The 19,379-nt window shown below is 64.0% G+C and carries 19 protein-coding genes; 9 read left to right on the plus strand and 10 right to left on the minus strand.

The genetic code is table 11. The features are described 5' to 3' along the window. Nucleotides 1–36: 36 nt before the first annotated feature. The 3 genes from CE453_RS01925 to CE453_RS01935 all read right to left on the minus strand — a co-directional run bounded on the left by CE453_RS01925 (nt 37) and on the right by CE453_RS01935 (nt 1,931). On the minus strand, nt 37–753 hold the full coding sequence (locus tag CE453_RS01925) for an SDR family NAD(P)-dependent oxidoreductase (RefSeq protein WP_089173060.1): 717 nt from the start codon (nt 751–753) through the stop codon (nt 37–39). Between the two features lie 443 nt (nt 754–1,196). Further along, nucleotides 1,197–1,613: a DUF982 domain-containing protein gene (locus CE453_RS01930; protein WP_472840970.1), complete on the minus strand. Its 417-nt coding sequence runs from the start codon at nt 1,611–1,613 to the stop codon at nt 1,197–1,199. 48 nt (nt 1,614–1,661) lie between these two features. Beyond that, nucleotides 1,662–1,931: an usg protein gene (locus tag CE453_RS01935; RefSeq protein ID WP_089173061.1), complete on the minus strand. Its 270-nt coding sequence runs from the start codon at nt 1,929–1,931 to the stop codon at nt 1,662–1,664. 263 nt (nt 1,932–2,194) lie between these two features. On the opposite strand from CE453_RS01935, the gene groES reads away from it, so the two are divergent. The 5 genes from groES to htpG all read left to right on the plus strand — a co-directional run bounded on the left by groES (nt 2,195) and on the right by htpG (nt 6,808). Then, nucleotides 2,195–2,509, plus strand: coding sequence for a co-chaperone GroES (gene groES / locus CE453_RS01940; RefSeq protein ID WP_089173062.1), 315 nt, complete (start codon nt 2,195–2,197; stop codon nt 2,507–2,509). A 56-nt stretch (nt 2,510–2,565) separates the two neighbouring features. Then, nucleotides 2,566–4,191, plus strand: coding sequence for a chaperonin GroEL (groL, locus tag CE453_RS01945; RefSeq protein WP_089173063.1), 1,626 nt, complete (start codon nt 2,566–2,568; stop codon nt 4,189–4,191). Nucleotides 4,192–4,264: 73 nt separating this feature from the next. Then, a complete protein-coding gene (locus CE453_RS01950) occupies nt 4,265–4,480 on the plus strand; it encodes a hypothetical protein (RefSeq protein ID WP_157732872.1) in 216 nt (71 codons plus the stop codon). Nucleotides 4,481–4,534: 54 nt separating this feature from the next. Beyond that, nucleotides 4,535–4,798, plus strand: a complete 264-nt coding sequence (locus CE453_RS29040; RefSeq protein ID WP_089173065.1) for a hypothetical protein — start codon at nt 4,535–4,537, stop codon at nt 4,796–4,798. Nucleotides 4,799–4,906: 108 nt separating this feature from the next. Beyond that, nucleotides 4,907–6,808: a molecular chaperone HtpG gene (gene htpG / locus CE453_RS01960; protein ID WP_089173066.1), complete on the plus strand. Its 1,902-nt coding sequence runs from the start codon at nt 4,907–4,909 to the stop codon at nt 6,806–6,808. A 71-nt stretch (nt 6,809–6,879) separates the two neighbouring features. Here the strand turns inward: htpG and CE453_RS01965 are convergent, their stop codons facing one another. Next, nucleotides 6,880–7,572 carry a GntR family transcriptional regulator gene (locus tag CE453_RS01965; RefSeq protein WP_089173067.1) on the minus strand — a complete coding sequence of 231 codons (693 nt, stop codon included), beginning with the start codon at nt 7,570–7,572 and terminating at the stop codon, nt 6,880–6,882. Between the two features lie 151 nt (nt 7,573–7,723). Between CE453_RS01965 and CE453_RS01970 the strand changes: the two genes are divergently transcribed. From CE453_RS01970 to CE453_RS01985, 4 genes are read left to right on the plus strand one after another with little or no spacing between them, the layout of a single operon-like run. After that, entirely contained in the window at nt 7,724–9,178 is a 1,455-nt protein-coding gene (locus CE453_RS01970; protein WP_198302233.1) for an amidohydrolase family protein, read from the plus strand. A gap of 22 nt (nt 9,179–9,200) precedes the next feature. Then, complete coding sequence (gene hydA / locus CE453_RS01975; protein WP_089173068.1) at nt 9,201–10,664, plus strand: dihydropyrimidinase; 1,464 nt, start codon at nt 9,201–9,203, stop codon at nt 10,662–10,664. 18 nt (nt 10,665–10,682) lie between these two features. Further along, nucleotides 10,683–11,345 carry an aspartate/glutamate racemase family protein gene (locus tag CE453_RS01980; RefSeq protein WP_089173069.1) on the plus strand — a complete coding sequence of 221 codons (663 nt, stop codon included), beginning with the start codon at nt 10,683–10,685 and terminating at the stop codon, nt 11,343–11,345. Between the two features lie 30 nt (nt 11,346–11,375). Further along, nucleotides 11,376–12,305 carry a dihydrodipicolinate synthase family protein gene (locus CE453_RS01985; RefSeq protein WP_089173070.1) on the plus strand — a complete coding sequence of 310 codons (930 nt, stop codon included), beginning with the start codon at nt 11,376–11,378 and terminating at the stop codon, nt 12,303–12,305. Nucleotides 12,306–12,342: 37 nt separating this feature from the next. Here the strand turns inward: CE453_RS01985 and CE453_RS01990 are convergent, their stop codons facing one another. From CE453_RS01990 to CE453_RS02015, 6 genes are all read right to left on the minus strand, one after another. Then, the gene (locus CE453_RS01990) at nt 12,343–13,788 is read right to left on the minus strand and encodes an ABC transporter substrate-binding protein (RefSeq protein WP_089173071.1); all 1,446 of its coding nucleotides are present in this window, start codon (nt 13,786–13,788) and stop codon (nt 12,343–12,345) included. Continuing rightward, nucleotides 13,785–14,819: an ABC transporter ATP-binding protein gene (locus CE453_RS01995; RefSeq protein WP_472841012.1), complete on the minus strand. Its 1,035-nt coding sequence runs from the start codon at nt 14,817–14,819 to the stop codon at nt 13,785–13,787. Before CE453_RS01995 ends, CE453_RS01990 begins: the two co-directional genes overlap by 4 nt. Continuing rightward, on the minus strand, nt 14,816–15,835 hold the full coding sequence (locus tag CE453_RS02000) for an ABC transporter ATP-binding protein (RefSeq protein WP_089173073.1): 1,020 nt from the start codon (nt 15,833–15,835) through the stop codon (nt 14,816–14,818). The genes CE453_RS01995 and CE453_RS02000 overlap by 4 nt, the downstream gene beginning before the upstream one ends. Then, nucleotides 15,832–16,770: an ABC transporter permease gene (locus CE453_RS02005; protein ID WP_248307912.1), complete on the minus strand. Its 939-nt coding sequence runs from the start codon at nt 16,768–16,770 to the stop codon at nt 15,832–15,834. Before CE453_RS02005 ends, CE453_RS02000 begins: the two co-directional genes overlap by 4 nt. Then, the gene (locus tag CE453_RS02010) at nt 16,736–17,701 is read right to left on the minus strand and encodes an ABC transporter permease (protein WP_089173074.1); all 966 of its coding nucleotides are present in this window, start codon (nt 17,699–17,701) and stop codon (nt 16,736–16,738) included. Before CE453_RS02010 ends, CE453_RS02005 begins: the two co-directional genes overlap by 35 nt. A gap of 100 nt (nt 17,702–17,801) precedes the next feature. After that, the gene (locus CE453_RS02015; protein ID WP_089173075.1) at nt 17,802–19,373 is read right to left on the minus strand and encodes an ABC transporter substrate-binding protein; all 1,572 of its coding nucleotides are present in this window, start codon (nt 19,371–19,373) and stop codon (nt 17,802–17,804) included. Nucleotides 19,374–19,379 lie beyond the last annotated feature (6 nt).

Here is a 19,379-nt window from a genome sequence, read left to right on the forward strand (position 1 = left end):
TTGAGATCGACGTCGGTCGTTTGCCCGAACCCGGTCTCAATATGGGATGTGCGATCCATCCCATGCCAACAATGCACCAGATTGCTCGACAGCCGCGAGGTCGAGAACCTTGAGCAGGTTCGACGCCGCATCGTCAGGTACGAACAATCCGGCACGCGTTTCGTCGCTCCGGAATGGCCCCGAGAGAGTCGTCGCCACCGTGCCGGGATGGAGTGCTAGCGCTATAGCATCGGGATGCGTTCGCTTGAGCTCGACGGCAAGCGTGCGGATCACCTGATTGAGCGCGGCCTTCGAGGCGCGATATGAATACCAGCCGCCGAGCCGGTTATCCTCGATCGACCCTAAGCGGGCGGACAGGACGGCGAAAACCGATCGCCCCCGTCGCGGCAGCAGCGGAACGTAATGTTTGGCGACAATGGCAGGGCCGATGGTGTTGACCGCAAAGAGCCTGGCCATTGCGACGGGGTCTATCGTCTTCAAAGCCTTTTCCGGACGAATATTGGTGTCGTGCAGAAGGCCGCTCGCAACGATCACGAGGCCGACCGGCTCCTCCGTGCCGATCGTTCCAGCGACGCGTTCGACACTTGCCTCGTCGGCGATATCCGCGATGTGAAACCGGATTGACCCACGATCCGCGCTCGGCGTCCGTGATATCGCGTGAACGGCAGAGTATCGGCTCGACCCGGCCACCTGTTCGGCAAGCGCTCCGCCAATCCCACCGGAGGCACCGATAATCACCGCAGCATTTGGCATGTGCGGATCCTTCTGGCCTGATTTGCCCGGACGACTTTACCCTTCGAACGGAGAATCACCGGCCGCCTCGCAGGGTGCGCCACGATAGCGCCAGAGTTGCGGCCCGATGCCCGTCACTTCGAAAGGCCCGAATACTTTCCGCGAGATAGCGCAGAGAAGTTCGGCGCTTCATAGGTGGCGAGACTAGCCACCAGATCGCTCCCGCGCTCAATAACGTTCGCGCATCACAGGCCCATCCAAAGGCCTAGGCAGCTCGACCGCTCCCGCTCGGAGCGTTCTGTGCGAGCGCCCGCACGGATCTCTTCTCGCATTTGCTGACGTCCAGGCGGATGCGAGGCAAGCGAAACAACGGCACTTTCTCGCTCCGAAACATTCATATCCTTTGAATGGCGCCCTCGCCTCAAAAGTCGCCCGGCCCCGCTAGTGCGGCGCCGGGCTTTAGGTCAGGCGTGGCCGCGCGAGCCTTCCTTGCGGCTGCTGGCGAACGCAGCAACGTCGGGCGCTAGGAGATCATGCTTTTCCGCCCAGGACGCGAACAAGCCGCGCGCCGTGTCTGGTTCTATCTCGCCACGGATCGCCGCCAGGCAGGCCTTCAGCGCGAAGCCGTGGACCGCATCGCGCCTGCTCGCCGGCCAGTCGGCCAGGAACATATAGGCCTCCATGGCGGACGCGATCGCCGCCGGATGCCCAAGACCGGTCAGGATCACGACCGGCCTCTCGAAATCGTCTGATGTCATCATGCAGTCCTCCCCCGGGGAGCGATTGCCAACGTTGCCATAGCCATATCCTTCTGGAAGCAACATGGATCCGGTTTGGTTGATCGCCGCGTCGAGCGCGCTATCGCTGTCGGCGGCTGCCATGATTTTGGGATATGTTCTCTTCGGATCAAGGCCTGCGAAGCATCGACGTTACTGGAGCCGGAACTCGCCGCTGACCGCGCTGAGGTCAGCCGGGCCGATCAGGTCCTTGTGAGCGACGGTGATGCGGAACAACCTGCCGTCGAGCTTGGCCTGCCAGAAGGCGAGGAACTTGTTGAGCTCGGGAAAGCGCGGAGCGAGGTCGTAATCCTGCCAGACGTATTCCTGCAGGATCGAAGGGTGGTCGGGCAATCGGTAGAGGATGCCGGCGGTGGTCAATCCGTAGCCGGCGATCTGGCGGGCGAAGTCGGTCGAAGCCATTCCTTTCAGCTCCCTGTTTTTCACTGCGCCGATGGCAGCGGATTTTCAACGCTCTGGCAAGATGAAAGGTTGCGTTTGCGCTGCCTTTTCAGTTTGTTAGCACTCGATCAAAAAAAGTGCTGCCGGCCTCTTGAAGGCAAAAATCGGGCAACCCAAATCATCGCGCGGGCACGGCGCCTCAGGGGCGCGCGGAACCTCGCCGCGAGACCCGCACAGGGCCGGCCCGCTTTGACATGTGACCGACATGGAAATTGGAGGAACTCATGAAGTTTCGGCCACTGCATGACCGCGTCGTCGTGAAGCGCATCGACGCCGAGGAGAAGACCAGGGGCGGGATTATCATTCCCGACACTGCCAAGGAAAAGCCGCAGGAGGGCGAGGTCGTCGCCGTTGGCGCTGGCGCGCGCGACGAGACCGGCAAGCTCGTGCCGCCCGACGTCAAAGTCGGCGACCGCGTGCTCTTCGGCAAATGGAGCGGCACGGAGGTCAAGATCGACGGCCAGGATCTCCTGATCATGAAGGAGTCCGACATCATGGGCGTCGTCGAGACGACTGCCGCCCTCAAGAAGGCCGCCTGACGGGGCCTTATCCATACCATCAACCTGAAACCTCAAGTCTGAAGGAGTGAGGAATCATGGCTGCGAAGGACGTGAAGTTTTCGCAGGACGCGCGCGAGCGGATGCTGCGCGGCGTCGACACGCTGGCGAATGCCGTGAAGGTCACGCTGGGTCCGAAGGGCCGCAATGTCGTGATCGAGAAGTCGTTCGGCGCTCCCCGCATCACCAAGGACGGCGTCACCGTCGCCAAGGAGATCGAGCTTTCCGACAAGTTCGAGAACATGGGCGCCCAGATGGTCCGCGAGGTGGCCTCGAAGCAGAACGACGCGGCCGGCGACGGCACCACGACCGCGACCGTGCTCGCGCAGGCGATCGTCCGCGAAGGTGCCAAGGCGGTCGCGGCCGGCATCAACCCGATGGACCTGAAGCGCGGCATTGATCTCGCCGTCGAGGCGGTGACCAAGTCGCTCGGCGAGCATTCCAAGACCATCACCGGCTCGGAGGAGGTCGCGCAGGTCGGCACCATCTCTGCCAATGGCGACCGCACGATCGGCGAGATGATCGCCGAGGCGATGAAGAAGGTCGGCAACGAGGGCGTCATCACCGTCGAGGAAGCAAAGACGGCCGAGACCGAGCTCGACGTGGTCGAAGGCATGCAGTTCGATCGCGGCTATCTCTCGCCCTATTTCGTGACCAACACCGAGAAGATGGTTGCGGAGCTGGAAGACCCTTATGTCCTGATCCACGAGAAGAAGCTCTCGGGTCTCCAGACGATGCTGCCGCTGCTGGAAGCGGTGGTGCAGACCGGAAAGCCGCTGCTGATCGTGGCGGAGGATGTCGAGGGCGAGGCTCTGGCCACGCTCGTCGTCAACAAGCTCCGTGGCGGCCTGAAGATCGCCGCCGTCAAGGCTCCTGGCTTCGGCGACCGCCGCAAGGCCATGCTGGAGGACATCGCGATCCTGACCGGCGGCACCGCGATCAGCGAGGATCTCGGTATCAAGCTGGAGACCGTGACGCTCGACATGCTCGGCCGCGCCAAGAAGGTCCGGATCGAGAAGGAGAACACGACCATCGTCGATGGCGCGGGCAAGAAGGCCGAGATCGACGCGCGCGTCGCCCAGATCAAGGCCCAGATCGAGGAAACCTCCTCGGACTACGACCGTGAGAAGCTTCAGGAACGCCTGGCCAAGCTCGCCGGTGGCGTCGCGGTCATCCGCGTCGGCGGCGCGACCGAGGTCGAGGTCAAGGAGAAGAAGGACCGCGTCGACGATGCCCTGAACGCCACCCGCGCAGCGGTCGAGGAGGGCATCCTGCCGGGCGGGGGCGTCGCCCTGCTGCGCGCGGTCGAGGCGCTCGAAGGGCTGGTGCCCGGCAATGACGACCAGAAGACCGGCGTCGAGATCGTCCGCAAGGCGATCACCGCGCCTGCCCGCCAGATCGTCGAGAATGCCGGCGGCGATGGCGCGGTCGTGGTCGGCAAACTACTGGAGGCGCAGGACTACGCCTGGGGCTACAACGCCCAGACCGGCGAGTACGGCGATCTGGTCAAGGCCGGCATTATCGACCCGACCAAGGTCGTGCGCACGGCGATTCAGGACGCGGCGTCGGTCGCGGGCCTGCTGATCACCACCGAGGCGATGATCGCCGAGGCGCCGAAGAAGGACCCGGCACCGGTCATGCCCGCCGGCGGCATGGACTATTGAGCATCGGGGGCGCCGCGATTGCCGCGGCGCCCTCTCTGAACGCGGTAACCTCCTAGGCGTGCCGAGGGGAGCCATGCCCTTTTCATCATTGACCGATCCCATCGATCTGCCCCGTGCCGAGGCCGGTCTCGAAAAGGCATGGGCGGAACTCAAGCCGTCGCTTTCGGCGGGCTCTGACGAGCTGGAGCGAAACAACCTCGCCTATATCGTTGATTCGCTGGTTCCGCTGGCGCTCGACGAGGATGATCTCGCACAGCGTGCGATCGACCGGTTTCGCGAGAAGGCCTAGGCGAAAGGCTCCGTGAAAGCCCCTGCATTCTCTCCATCGCATCAGACATCCGATATGACCGACGGCACACAACCTAAGGACATCTCACCGTCCGACCGCTTCAAGGCCCTCATTACCAACGCCGAGAGCGCAACGTATGGTCTCAAGGATAATCTCCTGGCCGTCATGACGCGGGATGGATCGGCAACGTGGCAGACTGTCGCCGCTCACATCGAGGCTCAATTGCCCGGCGCCGGCGAGTTCGCGACCGCGCGATTGAACGCCATACTTGCTCTGATCAGGGCACTGTCCAATCGACAAACGTCCCGGAGCGGGTGAGTTCAGCTTCCAGTCGTCGTCCCCAAAGCGGGGTAGTTCGCCGCGTTCCCACGCGCCATCGCTCTCTGCCCTGAACTCCACGCTGTCCCATCTATTCGAGAAGCCCGAATGACCACGACCGCCACGCCCGAGCATCGCAGCTTCGAAGCCGACGTCTCCCGTCTGCTCCATATGATGGTGCATTCAGTCTATTCCGACCGGGACGTCTTCCTGCGCGAGCTGATCTCGAACGCAGCCGACGCGTGCGAGAAGCTGCGCTACGAAGCGATCGGCACCCCCGAACTCCTGGGGGATGACCCGAAGCTCGCGATCACCATCTCGGCCGATCCGGAGGCCGGCAGGCTGACCATTGCCGACAACGGCATCGGTATGAGCCATGACGAGATGATCGAAGCTCTCGGCACGATCGCGCGCTCGGGAACACGCAGCTTCATGGAGCGGGTCGCTAACACCGAAGGCAAGGACGGCGCGCAACTCATCGGCCAGTTCGGCGTAGGCTTTTATTCCGCCTTCATGGTGGCCGAGAAGGTCGAGGTTGTTAGCCGCCGTGCCGGCAGCGCCGAAGCTTGGATATGGTCTTCGGACGGCAAGGGCGAGTTCACCGTGGCGCTTGCGGCGCTGGACGAGGCTCCGTCCCGCGGGACGCGCGTGACGCTTCACCTGATGGAGGAGGCCAAGTCCTATGCTGAGCGCTGGACGCTGGAGCGCATCGTCAAGGAACAGTCCGGCCATGTACCGGTCCCCATCTCGCTGATCACGGAGCCGGGCGCCGATGCGGTCGCCCTCTCCGACGGAGCCGCGCTCTGGACCAGGCCGAAAAGCGAGATCACGAAGGACGAATACGCCGATTTCTACCGCAGCGTTGCGGGGCAATATGACGAGCCGGCCGCTACGATCCATTTTCGCGCCGAAGGCCTGCACGAATATACCGCACTTGCCTTCGTCCCGGGCGCGCGTCCGTTCGATCTCTTCGATGCCGACCGCAAGGGACGGATCAAGCTCTATGTGAAGCGCGTCTTCATCACGGACGAAGCCGAGCTCCTTCCGCGCTACCTGCGCTTTGTGCGCGGCATCGTCGACACCGCCGACCTGCCGCTCAACGTCTCTCGCGAGATGATCCAGGACAGCCCGCTGCTCGGCGCGATCAAGAAGGGCGTCACCAGCCGTGTCCTCGCCGATCTCGCGAAACTGGCCGAACAGGATCCGGATACATTCCGTCTGATCTGGGACAATTTCGGCGTCGTCATCAAGGAAGGACTGTACGAGGATTTCGCGCGCCGGGAGCAACTGCTCGGCCTCGCTCGCTTTCGGACGACAGCCTCCGGCGAAGGGTGGCGCAGCCTCAAAGACTATGTCGCCGCGCTCAAGGACAACCAGACCGCGATCTACTACATCGCCGGCGACGATGCCTCCCGGATCGCCAACTCCCCGCAGCTCGAAGGTTTTCGGGCGCGAGGCATCGAGGTGCTGCTGCTGTCGGATCCGATCGACAGCTTCTGGGCCTCGGCAGCACCGGATTTCGAAGGCAAGCCGTTCAAGTCGGTGACGCAAGGGGCGGCCGATCTCGGTCTTATCCCGCTGCTTGATGGCGCGGCGCCTCCGTCGGCGGAAGCGAGCGAGAAGATCACCGCTCTACTTGCATCGATGAAGGAGATTTTGGCCGAACAGGTTGCGGATGTCCGATCCTCCGATCGGCTGACCGAGAGCGCGGTCTGCCTTGTCGCGTCGGATAAGGGGCCGGATCGCCAGTTCGAACGCCTGCTCAGCGCCGCGGGGCGCGTCGAAAGTGCTGCCAAGCCGATCCTCGAGGTCAACCCTCGGCATGTGATGATCTCAGCTCTCGCATCAGATAACGATCATGTGCTGCGTTGCGATGTCGCCCACCTACTCCTCGATACCGCCCGCGTCTTGGACGGCGAGCGGCCGACCGACGCAAATGCATTCGTGGAGAGGTTCAACCGGCTCGTGACACAAAGCTTCGGCGATAGCGGAGGGCAACGCAAAGGGTAGATTTTACCGCTGCGGATGGTTCTTGAATGTCCGGTTCCAAGTCCCTTCGAAATGTCTGATTGTGGCACGCCTCAGAACAACCGCCTCAAGTGGTTCATGACGCTAGATCGAACATTGTCGATGTGAGCTCGCATCGCATCCTGCGCACGTGTCACGTCCCGCGCCAAAACGGCATCGATGATCTCCAGATGCTCGTGCACCCCGGGCTCAAAACGCTCGGGCAACCGTCCCATGTCGAAGATTTTGGTCTTTTTGCGAAGATCGTCGATCATCTCCGCCAGCAGGCGGGATCCCGCAAGACCCGCAATGATTTGGTGAAGTCGATCATCAACGGCCACATGCTCTTCAGGCGTAGGCTCGTAGCCATCGCGAAATTCGGCGATGCGAGCGGCGATCGCACGGAGTTCCGCAGATCCGCCCGTTTCGGCGGCTCGTCCGGCAGCCTCGACTTCGAGTAGTCGCCTGACATGCAGGATTTCGATGAAGTCGTCAGTGGAGAGACGGCGCACGACCGGGGTTAGCCCAGCAGTACGTAGGACTAAGCCTTCCATCATAAGGCGCATCGTAGCTTCGCGCACTGGCGTGCGGGAAACCCCAAGACGCTCGGCGAGCTTCTTCTCCTGCAGCGAGGCCCCCGCCGGCAATTCACCATTGAGGATCATGTCGCGCAGCCGCTCATAGGTCGAGTGGCCGAGGGTCGAGATCGAACCTTGGTCGGCAGTCAATGCGGGGATCCCTTCATTCCTGGATTTGAGCTGCCGCATTTACTCGCCGGACGCAACGGGTGCCCGCCCAACGGTCACGGGCAATCTTGCACCGGAAGCCGCATTGAAAGGGTTCACGTCACGCCATCCCATATGTATACCATCAGTATGTTGGAGTCACGTAGCGCGTCGCTGCTGCAGGTCGAGGGAGATGAGCTTGGCTGATCTGATTGTAACGGGCGGCGTGGTCATCAGCATGGATGGTTCAAGACGCATCATCGATGACGGAGCCGTCGCGATCGTCGAGGACCGCATCGTCGATGTTGGCCCGAGCAAAGAGATCGGCAATCGGCATAGCGCTCGACGCGTGATCGATGCCCGGCGAAAGGCGATCATGCCCGGCTTGATCGACGGTCACGCCCATGCCGGCCACGGGTTGATCAAGACGATGGGCGGCGGCCGCAGCGACCTTTGGTACGACGCTTGCGAGCAGGCTTACACGGTGGGCTCGTCCGAAGCGTTCTGGCATGCCGAGGCCCAGCTTGCGGCCGTGGAGCGGCTTCGCTTCGGCGTGACGACCGGTGTATCCCTGCTCGGCGGCGGCGATAGCATCATGCGCACGGACGATCCCGCCTATGCGGCTGCTCATTGCGAGGGAGTCGGCGAGGTCGGGACGCGCTCCATCGTCGCGATCGGCCCGACGCGGCCGCCGCACCCGCGAACCTATGCACGCTGGGACGGTGACCGGCGCAGCGACACCAAGGTCGATTTCGATCGCCAGATGCAGACCTGCCGGGAAGTCATCGCGCGCTGGCACGGGGCGCTCGGCAACCGCATCCGCATCGCCATGCTCACGCCGACATTGCGCGACGAGCATATCGATAGCCTCGATCCCGTCATGCTTGAAGAAGCAAGGCGGCAGACGCTTGCCGCCCGCGCCCTGTCCCGTGAGACAGGGACGCTCTTCACGCAGGATGGTCACACGCGAAACAGCGTCGCCTATGCCCATGCGATGGGACTGCTTGGGCCCGATGCGCTGCTCTCGCACGCGACGAACCTGACGGAGCGCGAGATCGCTATTTGCGCCGAAACGGACACCCGGATCGCGCATAATCCGAGCGCAGTGGCCTCTATCCTTGGCCGCTGCCCGGCGACGGAGCTGCTCGACGCAGGCGTCACGGTCTGCCTCGGCTCGGATGCAACGGCGCCCGACCGCTCGGCCGACATGTTCCGCCACATGCAGCAATGCATGCACTATCACCGCACGCATTTCCGCGACCCTGCCGTCCTCCCGCCTGGGCGCGTGCTCGAAATGACGACGATCGACGGGGCCCGCGCGCTCGGGCTGGAGGCCGAGATCGGATCGCTGGAGCCCGGCAAGAAGGCCGATATCATCCTGGTCGACCTGGCACGGCCGCACATGGCGCCGATGAATATGCCCGCCTTCCGCGTCACCTGCTTTGCCAACGGCAACGACGTCGACACGGTGATCGTGGACGGCCGCGTGCTGATGCAGGACCGCCGCGTGCTGAGTGTCGCGGAGGATGCCGTGATCGCGGCGGCACAGCGCGAATGCGAGCGGATGCTGGAGCGTACCGGGCTGAGCCACCTGCTTGCGATGCCGGAAGACTTCTTCGGCCATACCCGCGCGAGCGGCGTCCACTGACCGCCCAGTACCGGAGACAGCGATGACAGACATCCAATACGACACCGTCATTCGCAACGGTACGCTCGCCACCGCGACCGACGTCTTCAAGGCCGATCTGGCGATATCCGGCGAAAAGATCGCGGCGATCGGTTTCAACCTGCCTGCCGGGCGGCGCGAGATCGATGCTGCGGGCATGCTCGTGCTGCCCGGGGGTGTCGACGCCCACTGCCATATCGAGCAGTTGTCGGGCGGCGGCCTGATGAACGCCGACACTTTCGAGACTGCAACGCGCTCGGCCGCCTTCGGCGGTACGACCACGGTCGTCTCATTCGCGGCGCAACACCGCGGCGCCAACCTCGTGACGGTCGTCGAGGACTATGCGGCGCTGGCGCGAAGAGGGGCGATCATCGACTACGCCTTCCACCTGATGGTCGCCAACCCGGACGAGCAGACCATCGCGCTCGATCTGCCCGCCCTGATCAGGGCCGGCCATCGCTCGGTCAAGGTCTTCATGACCTACGACGCGGTGCAGGTGAACGACCAGCAACTGCTCGACGTGATGGCGGCCGCGCGAGCCGAAGGCGCGCTGATCTGCGTCCACGCGGAGAATCACGGCCTGCTGAAATGGATGGGCGACAGGCTCGTCGCCCGAGGCTACGTCGCGCCGAAGTTCCACGCGGTAAGCCACCCGCGTGCCGCGGAGGTCGAGGCCTTCCACCGCCTGGTCGCCTTTTCCGAACTGCTCGACCAGCCGATCGTGATCTTCCACGTCTCGACGGCGGAGGGCGCGGCTGTGATCCGCGAGGCGCGCGGTCGCGGCGTCAAGATCTTCGCCGAGACCTGCCCCCATTATCTGCTGATGACGGCTCAAGATCTCGATCGCCCCGGCCTCGAGGGCGCGAAATGGATTTGCTCGCCGCCGCAGCGCACGCAAGCGGATCAGGAAGCGCTCTGGCGGGCGCTGGCACTCGGCGATCTGCAGATCCTGTCCTCCGATCATGCACCCTACCGCTTCGACGCCAGCGGCAAGCTCAGCGCCGGCGACAATCCCAGCTTCAAGCAGATCGCCAACGGCATGCCGGGCCTTGAGATGCGCCTGCCCTTGCTGTTCGACGCCATGGTCTCCCGAGGCCGGATGGGGTTGTCGAAATTCGTCGAACTCACCGCGACTGCTCCCGCCCGCATCTACGACCTGCCCGGCAAGGGCTCGCTGGCGATCGGGGCGGATGCCGACATCGCCATCTGGGACCCCGAGCGCCGCGTCGAGCTCGCCGACGAGCTGCACGACAATGCCGGCTACAACCCGTTCGCCGGCCGCACCATCACCGGCTGGCCCGGCACCGTCGTCAGGCGTGGCGAAATCATCGTTGCCGAAGGCGCTCTCAACGCTCGGCCGGGCTCCGGCCGGCTCCTCCTGCGCCAGGCCGGCGAAGCGACCAAGCCGACCAGCCGGCTCTCTCCCGAATTCGATCCCGCGCGCAATTTCGGCGCCGATCTCTACTGAGGCTGAGGAAAGCTCCGCATGAGCCGCACGATCTTCGTCATCAACCCGAACTCCTCGGAGTCGGTGACCGATGCCATCAATAGGGCTGTGGCGCCGCTACGCACTCCAGAGGGTCCGCAGATCGCCTGCCTGACATTGCCGGAGGGCCCCGCCGGCATCCAGAGCCAGCGTGATGTGGATGGGGTCATCAGCCCCCTCCTGAAGCGAGCGAGAGAACTCGAAGACGAGGCTGCGGCGTTCGTCATCGCCTGCTTCAGTGATCCAGGCTTGCACGCGCTGCGCGAGCAGAGCCGGCACCCGGTCTTCGGCATCGCGGAAGCTGGCGTCCTGACCGCGCTCACACTCGGCCAGCGCTTCGGCGTCATTGCGATCCTGCCGACCTCGATCCCGCGCCACCTGCGCTATTTCGGCGCGATGGGCGTGATGGCGCGCTTCGCGGGCGACCTGTCGATCGGCCTGGGCGTGACCGAGCTCGCCGACGAGTTGCGCACCTATGAGCGCATGGTGGCGACCGGCCGGTCCCTGCGGGACAGCCATGCCGCGGACGTCATCGTGATGGGCTGCGCGGGCATGGCGCGCTATCGCGCCCGCCTTGAGGCCGAACTGGGCATCCCGGTCGTCGAGCCAACGCAGGCCGCGACAGCGATGGCGCTCGGCCGCGTGCTCCTCGCCGATCTCTGATTTTACTCTCTGCTCGAAAGAACACGGCCCATGCCACACATCAGCGAAACTGCGTCCGGCGTGTATGTCATCGCTGTCACCCCATTCACCGACCAGGGCGCAATTGATTCCGCCAGTCTGGATTCGATGGTCGATTTCTACGTCGACAAGGGCGCTACGGGCCTCACGCTGCTCGGCATGATGGGTGAGGCGCCCAAGCTCACCGCCGCCGAATCGCTGACTGTCGTCAGACAGGTGCTGGCGCGGACCTCCGGCCAGGTGCCGGTTGTGGTTGGCGTTTCCGCATCGGGCTTCGCGCCGATGAAGGAGTTGAGCGACCAGGTGATGGATGCCGGCGCTTCGGGCGTCATGATCGCTCCTCCCTCCTCACTGAGAACGGACGACCAGATCTACGCCTATTTCGAGACGGCCGCCGCGATACTCGGCGACATTCCGTTCGTACTGCAGGACTACCCGCTGGCGACGGGTGTGCAGATCTCGGCCTCGGTGATCCTGCGCATCGTTCGCAATCTCCCAAGCTGCGTCATGCTCAAGCACGAAGACTGGCCGGGCCTCAACAAGATCGGCGCGCTGCGCGCGGCAAGCGATCGCGGCGAGGCCCGCCGCATTTCCATTCTGTGCGGCAATGGCGGGGTCTTCCTGCCCGAGGAGCTGAGCCGCGGCGCCGATGGCGCGATGACCGGCTTCGCCTACCCCGAAATGATGATCGATGTCTGCAAGGCGCATGCAGCGGGCGATGTCGAGCGCGCGCATGATCTCTTCGACGCCTATCTGCCGCTGGCCCGCTACGAACTCCAGCCCGGCTTCGGTTTGCAGATCAGGAAGCACATTCTGGCGCGGCGCGGGGTCATTGCCTCGGCAGCGCTGCGCGCGCCCTCCGGTCGGCTTTCGCCCGGTGATCTCGCCGATATCGAGCGGCTGATCGAACGCCAGGAGCGGCGCCTGGCGGCTCTCGCGTAGATCGGCGAGCGCAGCTTCGCCGCTCTGCCTGCAAGGCTCAGAGCGGTGGAAGCGCGCGAACGTCGAGCACGCCGTCGGTGTGCATCCGCCAGCCGGGATGGTCGCCGCGCAGACCGATCACCCGGCGATGGTTGTAGAGATAGAGCCAGGGCGGGTCCTGCTGCAGCAGGCGGTAGCATTGCCGGTAGAGCGCCTCGCGCTTCTCGGACGAGACCGTCGCGCGCGCCTCGTCGATAAGCCGCTCGACGGCGGGGTTGGCGTAGCCCTCCCACCACGCGCCGCGGACGCGCGAATCGATCTTCTCGTGCAGAACGCGGAAGACGCTCATCGGGCTTGAATCGAAGACGCAGAGGTCGTGGATCGCCTTGAGCCGGACCTGATTGGCGTAGTGCACCCGGTCGGGTTCGATATGGCGTTCGAAGCGCACGTTCAGCTCCATCAACTGCGCCTCCACCGCATCGGCTAGCGCCAGCGCCTCGTCCGGCAAACGTGTCGGGCAATAGAGCTGCAGCGTGAGGCCGTTGTCGTGGCCAGCCTCGGCAAGGAGCCTTCGCGCCTGGGCCATATCGCGGGCGAAGGGCTGCGCCTTCGTATCGACGCCGTAATGCACGGGGCTGACGAAGCCATGCAGGGGCTGGCCCGCGCCGCCGAGCACCTCCCGGACCAGCGCCTCCCGATCGATAGCGAGGTTGAGCGCAAGCCGGACGCGAGGGTCGCGTGCGGGTCCTTCGGCGGCGTTGAACATCATGATCAGCGCCGTCGGCGCCAGAAAGTCATGCGTGGTGAAGCCGGGCGCGGCGAGCTCCGAGAGCGCCGAGCGCGGCAGGCCGTTGGCGACATCGGCGGAGCCTGTCCGCAGCGCCTCGGCGCGCGCCGGCGCCGTCTCGCCCTTGATCCACGCGAGCCGTTCGAAGCGGGGGGCTCCGTCGAAATGGTTCGGGTTGGCAACGGCTTCGATCCGCTCGCCAGGGACATAGCGCTCAAGCCTGTAAGGACCGGTTCCGACCGCCCGTTTCGCGAGATCATCACCCGCCGCCTCGACGGCGGCCGGCGAGATGATGTGTCCGTAGGACAGGATGTCGAAGAGGTCCGCGAGCGGCTGAGCCAGTGTGAGCGTGATTTCGTGGCTGGCGATGACCTCGACCGTCATTCCAGCAAGATACTGTGCGTAGACGCCCGGCGCGCCGAGCGTCGCGCCCATGTCCGGGCGCGCCATCCTCAGCAATGCGTAACGCACCGCGTTCGCGTCGCAAGGCTCGCCATCATGGAAGACGACGCCCTCGCGCAGGCGGAAGGTGAAGTACCGCGCATCCTCCGATACCGACCACTGCGTCGCGAGTGAGGGACCGTAACCACCGCCGGGCACGCGCCGTACCAGCGTGTCGAACAACGCGCCGAAAACGGTGAGGACGTCATTGGAGTCCGTGCAGGCATGGGGATCGTCGAGGGTGATCCGGGGCTGGCTGATCGTAACCGTTGTCATGGATGAGTATCCGTCGAGGTGGCGAGCGCCGTACCGTCATGGAGATGGCAGGCGACGGACTGCCCGCCTGGTTTCGACCGCAGGACAGGGCGCTCCCGCGCGCAGCGATCGAAGGCAAGCGGGCAGCGGGTGCGAAAGCAGCAGCCCGATGGCAGGTCGATCGCGCTCGGCACCTCACCCTTGATCTCATCGGCGGCCGCTGCGAGCGGCTCTCCGAGCACCGGCGCGGCTGCGAGCAACGCGCGCGTATAGGGGTGTTTCGGGCTCTCGAAGATTGCCTCGGTCGGACCGGTCTCCACCATGAAGCCGAGATACATCACCCCGATCCGGTCGCTGATGTGACGGACCACTGAAAGATCGTGCGTGATAAAGAGATAGGAGAAGCCGAACTCGTCCTTGAGATCCATCATGAGATTGAGGATCTGAGCCTGGATAGAAACATCGAGCGCCGACACCGGCTCATCCGCGATGATGAGCTTGGGTTCAACCGACAGCGCACGCGCGATCCCTATGCGTTGGCGCTGACCACCGGAGAACTGGTGCGGATAGCGATCGGCATGTTCGGGGCCGAGGCCCACCTTGGCGAGCAGCGCAAGCGCTTTCTCTTGCACATCGTGCACCTTGCCCGGCGCGTTTTCGAGATAGGGCTCCATCACGATGTCACGGACGCGCTGGCGCGGGTTCAGCGAAGCATAGGGGTCCTGGAAGATCATCTGCATCTTGCTGCGGATTGGCTGCATGAGAGCGAACCCGTGGCGGGTGATGTCTTCGCCGTCGAGCAGGATGGAGCCGGCCGTCGGCTCGTGCAGCTTGATAACGGTCTTGGCGAGCGTCGACTTCCCGCAGCCGCTCTCGCCGACGATGCCGAGCACCTCACCGCGCTCGATCGACAGGCTCACCCCGTTGACGGCGTGTACAATGCGCCGAGGCGCCGTGATACGGCCGTTGCGCAGGCGCAGGCGTTCGAAGAAGCCGCCGCTCGCGTCGAAGCGCTGTTCGAGATTACTGACCTGCAGCAGCGGCGCCATCAGAGTTTCGCTTCCAGCGGGAAATGACAGGCGGTGGCTTGGCCCGGCGCGAACTCGGTCAGCACCGGCTCGACCTCGCGGCATAGAGGTTGAGCCGCCGGGCAGCGCGGCGCAAAGGCGCAGCCGGGCGGCAGCTTTCGAATGTTCGGCACCGAGCCGGGAATCTGGTGCAAACGGCGCCGCGAGCGGTCGTCATGCGGGATCGAGTCAAGCAGTCCGCGCGTGTAATGATGGGCAGGGCTGCGGATCAAGCGCGCTGTCGAGCCCCGTTCGACGATGCGTCCGCAATAAAGGACAACCATCTTATCGGCCATCTGCGAAACGGCCGCCAGATCGTGGGTGATCAGGATCAGCGAGGCAGAGGTCTGCTCGACCTGCCGCTTCATCAACCGCAGCAATTGCGCCTGAATGGTCACGTCGAGCGCCGTCGTCGGCTCGTCGGCGATCAGCAGGCGGGGGCCGGCGATCATCGCGATCGCGATGACGACGCGCTGGCGCATTCCGCCCGAGAACTGGTGCGGGTAGTTGTTCAGCCGTTCCTCCGGCTGGGAAATGCCGACCTCGCGCAGCATCTCGATGCAGCGGGCTCGTCGCGCCGCCGCCGGTAGATCGGTGTGCAGGCGTAGCATTTCCTCCAGCTGGTTGCCGACCGTGTAGAGCGGATTGAGCGCCGTCATCGGATCCTGGAAGATCATGCCGATGCGCTTGCCGCGAATACTGCGCATGCCGCCTTCGTCGAGCCGAACCAGATCCTGCCCTTCGAATCGGATCTCGCCAGCCTCGATGCGGCCCGGCGGGTCGATAAGCCCCATGATTGAGAAGCCGATCATGGACTTGCCACCGCCGGATTCTCCGACGAGACCGAGTATCTCGCCTGTTGCCAGGTCGAAATCGACGCCGTCGACCGCTTTCACCACTCCGCCGAAGGTGTGGAAGTACGTCTTCAAGCCGCGGACGGAGAGCAACGGCACATTCTCGGCGGTTTGGATCGCGCCGGTCTGGAGCGGGGCTGAGATCATTTGAGCCGCGGGTTTAGCTCGTCGCGCAGGAAGTCGCCGAGCAGGTTGATGCCGAACACGATCAGCATGATGAACAGCCCCGGGAATACCGAGATCCACCACAGGCCGGAGAACAGTACGTCGAAGCCGTTCTTGATGAGCAGGCCAAGCGAGGGCTCCGTGATCGGCACGCCGACGCCGAGGAAGGAAAGGGACGCTTCAATCAAAATGAAGGTACCCACCTGGATCGTCGCCACGACGATCAGCGGCGTCAGCACGTTGGGCAGCACATGGCGTAGGATGATCTTGCGGTTCGGCAAGCCTGAAACCCGCGCCGCCTGGACATATTCCTTCTGCGTTTCGCGGAGCGTCGAACCGCGAACGATGCGCGCATAGACGACCCAGCCCACCGAGACGAGCGCGATCAGCACCTTGTCGACGCCGGTTCCAAACGCCGACATCAGGAAGAGCGCGGTCAGCACCGAGGGAAAGGAGAGCTGGATGTCCGCGATGCGCATGATCAGGCTGTCGAGCCGGCCGCCGTAGAAGCCCGCGAGAAGCCCGAGCGTGGTGCCGAGCAGGCAGGAGCCCAACATCGCCGCGACTCCGATGAACAGCGATATGCGGCTGCCGTAAACGATGCTGGCGAGCACGTCGCGGCCCTGTCCGTCGGTGCCCAGCAGATATTGCGACGTCCCGCCTTCCAGCCAGACCGGCGGCTTGAAGGAATCCATCAGTTCGAGCTGGGCCACGTCATAAGGGTCCTGCGCGACGAGCCATGGGCCCAGCGCGATCATAACCGCGAACATCACAACGATCGCGCTGCCGAGGATGGCGGAACTGTTATGGCGGAAGTTGTGGAAGAACTCCGAGGCTGCAAAGCGGGAGATCGACGACGATAAAGCGTTCATCGGCTGCGCTTCACTTGATCTTGATGCGCGGATCGATGAGCGCATAAAGCATGTCCACGACGAAGTTCACGACGACGAACATGAAGGCTACGAACATCAGGTAGACGACGATCACCGGTCGGTCGCCGCGATAGATCGAGTCGACCAGGAGCTTGCCGATGCCGGGCCAGGCGAAGATCGTCTCGGTCAGCGTCGCGAAAGCGATGAGATCGCCCAGCATCAGCCCGAATACGGTGACAAGCGGGATCAGCGCGTTCTTGAGCCCGTGCTTGAACAGCACGCCCCGCCGATCCGTGCCCTTTGCGCGGGCGAACTTGATGTAGTCCTGCTTCATCACCTCCATCATCTCGGCGCGGATGATGCGCATCAGTATGGCGAGCGTGCCGACCGAGAGCGTCAGCGCCGGCAGGATGAGGTGGCGCAGGCCCTCCCAGCTCAGGAAACTGACCCGAATGCCGAGCCATTCCTGCGTCGGACCGCGTCCCGAGGAAGGAAAGAGCTGGAGCTTCACGGCGAAGACGAAGATCAGAACCATGCCGAGCCAGAAGCCCGGCAGGGAGATGCCGACGAGCGAGCCCGCCATCACGGCGCGGCTGCCCGCGCGCTGCGGGTTGGCACCGGCGTAGACGCCGAGTGGAATCGCCAGCACGAGCGCGATCGCCATGGCAAGAGCGACGATCTCAAGCGTCGCCGGCAAGCGCTCCAGGATCAGCTGCATCGCCGGCTGCCGAAACACGAAAGATCGGCCAAAATCGCCTTGCAGTAGGCTCGACAGGAAACGCCAGTACTGCACGAGATGGCTGTCATCCAGCCCAAGCAGCCGGCGCGCCTGCTCGATCTGCGCCTCGGTCGCATCGAGCGGGACCATCATGTACGTCGGATCGCCCGTGAAGCTCATCATCACGAAGACGAGCACGGACACGGCCCAGAGGACCACGATCATCTGGATCAATCGCTTGAGCAGATAGCCTAGCACGAGGGCAAACTTTCAGGCGTGACGTGTCATTGGCGCGGGCGCCATAAGGGGCCGGCCTTGCCAGGCCGGCCGGGCTATTTTCGTAAGCCGGGAACAGCCGTCAGCTGACATCCATCTCGTAGGCCCAGATGAACTTGTCCATGCGCGGCACGACCTTGATGCCTTTCTTGGCCGCGTAGATGTCCTGCTCGTAATGGAGCGGGATCATCGGGATCTCGCGGGTTGCAACCTTTGTCGCCTCCTGCAGGAAACCGTTACGCTGCTTGATATCCGCGGTGGCGTCTGCCTTGTCGATCCAGCCGTCGAACTCCTCGTTGCTGAACGCTCCGCGGTTGGCCTGGCCGAAGCCAGGCTTCTTGCCACGGCTGTACAGCAGCGTCGAATACATGTTGCCCGCATCGCCCGAGGGCGTATCCCAACCGCTCATGATGAAGCTCGACTTGTCGGACGGCACGCGGATGTACCCGAAGAAGTTCGACCGCGGCATCAGGTTGAGGTTCAGCTTGACGTTGATCCGCGCGAGCATCCCGGCCAGCGCCTGCGCGATCGCGCCGTCGTTGACATAGCGGTTGTTGGTCGTGTCGAGGGTCATGGAGAACCCCTTCTCGAACCCGGCTTCCTTCATCAGCGCCCGGGCCTTCTCCAGGTCGAACGGGTAGGTCTTCCGGAAATCGAGCCCTGGCACATATCCCAGGTGCGAGGACGGAACGTATTGCTCGCTCGGCGTGGCGAAGCCGTTCATCACGACGGTCTTTATGGCCTCGATATTGATGGCGCGCACCAACGCCTCGCGCACGCGCCGGTCACGCATCGGATTGCTCGGCAGGTCGATCGTCGGCGACTTTTCGCGCGTGTCGATCGCGATCACCATATTCAGCAGGCTGGGCCGCGTGATCACCTCGAAGGCCGGGTTCCCCTTGACGCTCGCCACGTCGCGCACCGCCAGGTCCTGGATGACGTCGACACCGCCAGTGAGAAGGGCAGCGGTGCGCGTCGCCGGGTTGGTGATCGGCTTGAAGGTGACCTTGTCGATCTTCGGCTTTCCGCGCCAGTAGTCGGCATGCGCGGCCAGCACGATGCGGTCTTCCTTGACCCATTCGGCGAGCTTGTAAGGCCCTGTGCCCATGGGCTTCAGGCCCATCTGTTCGTCGCCGATGGCCTTTGTGTATTTCTCGCTGACGATCAGCACCTCGGCCAGCGCCATATGCAGCACGGCGTAGGGCTTGGGCGTCTTGATCTCGACCGTGTAGTCGTCGATCGCGCGAGACGAGGCGATATTGGCGACGAGATTCGACATCAGCGCCTTCTTCAGGCGCTCGAAAGTGAAGACGACGTCCGGCGCCTTGAGCTCGTCGCCATTGTGAAACTTCACGCCCTTGCGGAGCTTGAACACCCAGGTCGTGTCGTCCACCACCTGCCAGCTTTCGGCGAGACCCGGCTCGAAACCCAGCTCCGGCGTGCGTGCCACCAGCGGGTCATAGAAGTGGTAGAACATGATGTTGCCGGTGAGCTCGTTGGCCGCATGCGGGTCGAGGATCACTGCATCCGCCGTCAATGCGATGGTGAGCGCCTTCTCCTGAGCACGGGCGGCGCCCGAAAGCGCAACTCCACCAAGCAGCGCCAGACCAAGTGCTCCTCGGCGCGACAAATCCGTGAGGCCATTTCTGATCATCCGATC

Source organism: Bosea sp. AS-1 (assembly GCF_002220095.1).
GTDB lineage: Bacteria > Pseudomonadota > Alphaproteobacteria > Rhizobiales > Beijerinckiaceae > Allobosea.

Coding starts and splice junctions, on each gene's coding strand:
- CE453_RS01930 (WP_472840970.1), bottom strand. CDS start 1,613: ATGGCAGCCGCCGACAGCGATAGCGCGCTCGACGCGGCGATCAACCAA.
- groL (WP_089173063.1), top strand. CDS start 2,566: ATGGCTGCGAAGGACGTGAAGTTTTCGCAGGACGCGCGCGAGCGGATG.
- CE453_RS02000 (WP_089173073.1), bottom strand. CDS start 15,835: ATGATCTCAGCCCCGCTCCAGACCGGCGCGATCCAAACCGCCGAGAAT.
- CE453_RS01985 (WP_089173070.1), top strand. CDS start 11,376: ATGCCACACATCAGCGAAACTGCGTCCGGCGTGTATGTCATCGCTGTC.
- CE453_RS01990 (WP_089173071.1), bottom strand. CDS start 13,788: ATGACAACGGTTACGATCAGCCAGCCCCGGATCACCCTCGACGATCCC.
- CE453_RS01950 (WP_157732872.1), top strand. CDS start 4,265: ATGCCCTTTTCATCATTGACCGATCCCATCGATCTGCCCCGTGCCGAG.
- CE453_RS01935 (WP_089173061.1), bottom strand. CDS start 1,931: ATGGCTTCGACCGACTTCGCCCGCCAGATCGCCGGCTACGGATTGACC.
- hydA (WP_089173068.1), top strand. CDS start 9,201: ATGACAGACATCCAATACGACACCGTCATTCGCAACGGTACGCTCGCC.
- CE453_RS02015 (WP_089173075.1), bottom strand. CDS start 19,373: ATGATCAGAAATGGCCTCACGGATTTGTCGCGCCGAGGAGCACTTGGT.
- htpG (WP_089173066.1), top strand. CDS start 4,907: ATGACCACGACCGCCACGCCCGAGCATCGCAGCTTCGAAGCCGACGTC.
- CE453_RS01965 (WP_089173067.1), bottom strand. CDS start 7,572: ATGCGGCAGCTCAAATCCAGGAATGAAGGGATCCCCGCATTGACTGCC.
- groES (WP_089173062.1), top strand. CDS start 2,195: ATGAAGTTTCGGCCACTGCATGACCGCGTCGTCGTGAAGCGCATCGAC.
- CE453_RS01925 (WP_089173060.1), bottom strand. CDS start 753: ATGCCAAATGCTGCGGTGATTATCGGTGCCTCCGGTGGGATTGGCGGA.
- CE453_RS02005 (WP_248307912.1), bottom strand. CDS start 16,770: ATGCGCTCATCGATCCGCGCATCAAGATCAAGTGAAGCGCAGCCGATG.
- CE453_RS29040 (WP_089173065.1), top strand. CDS start 4,535: ATGACCGACGGCACACAACCTAAGGACATCTCACCGTCCGACCGCTTC.
- CE453_RS01970 (WP_198302233.1), top strand. CDS start 7,724: ATGAGCTTGGCTGATCTGATTGTAACGGGCGGCGTGGTCATCAGCATG.
- CE453_RS01980 (WP_089173069.1), top strand. CDS start 10,683: ATGAGCCGCACGATCTTCGTCATCAACCCGAACTCCTCGGAGTCGGTG.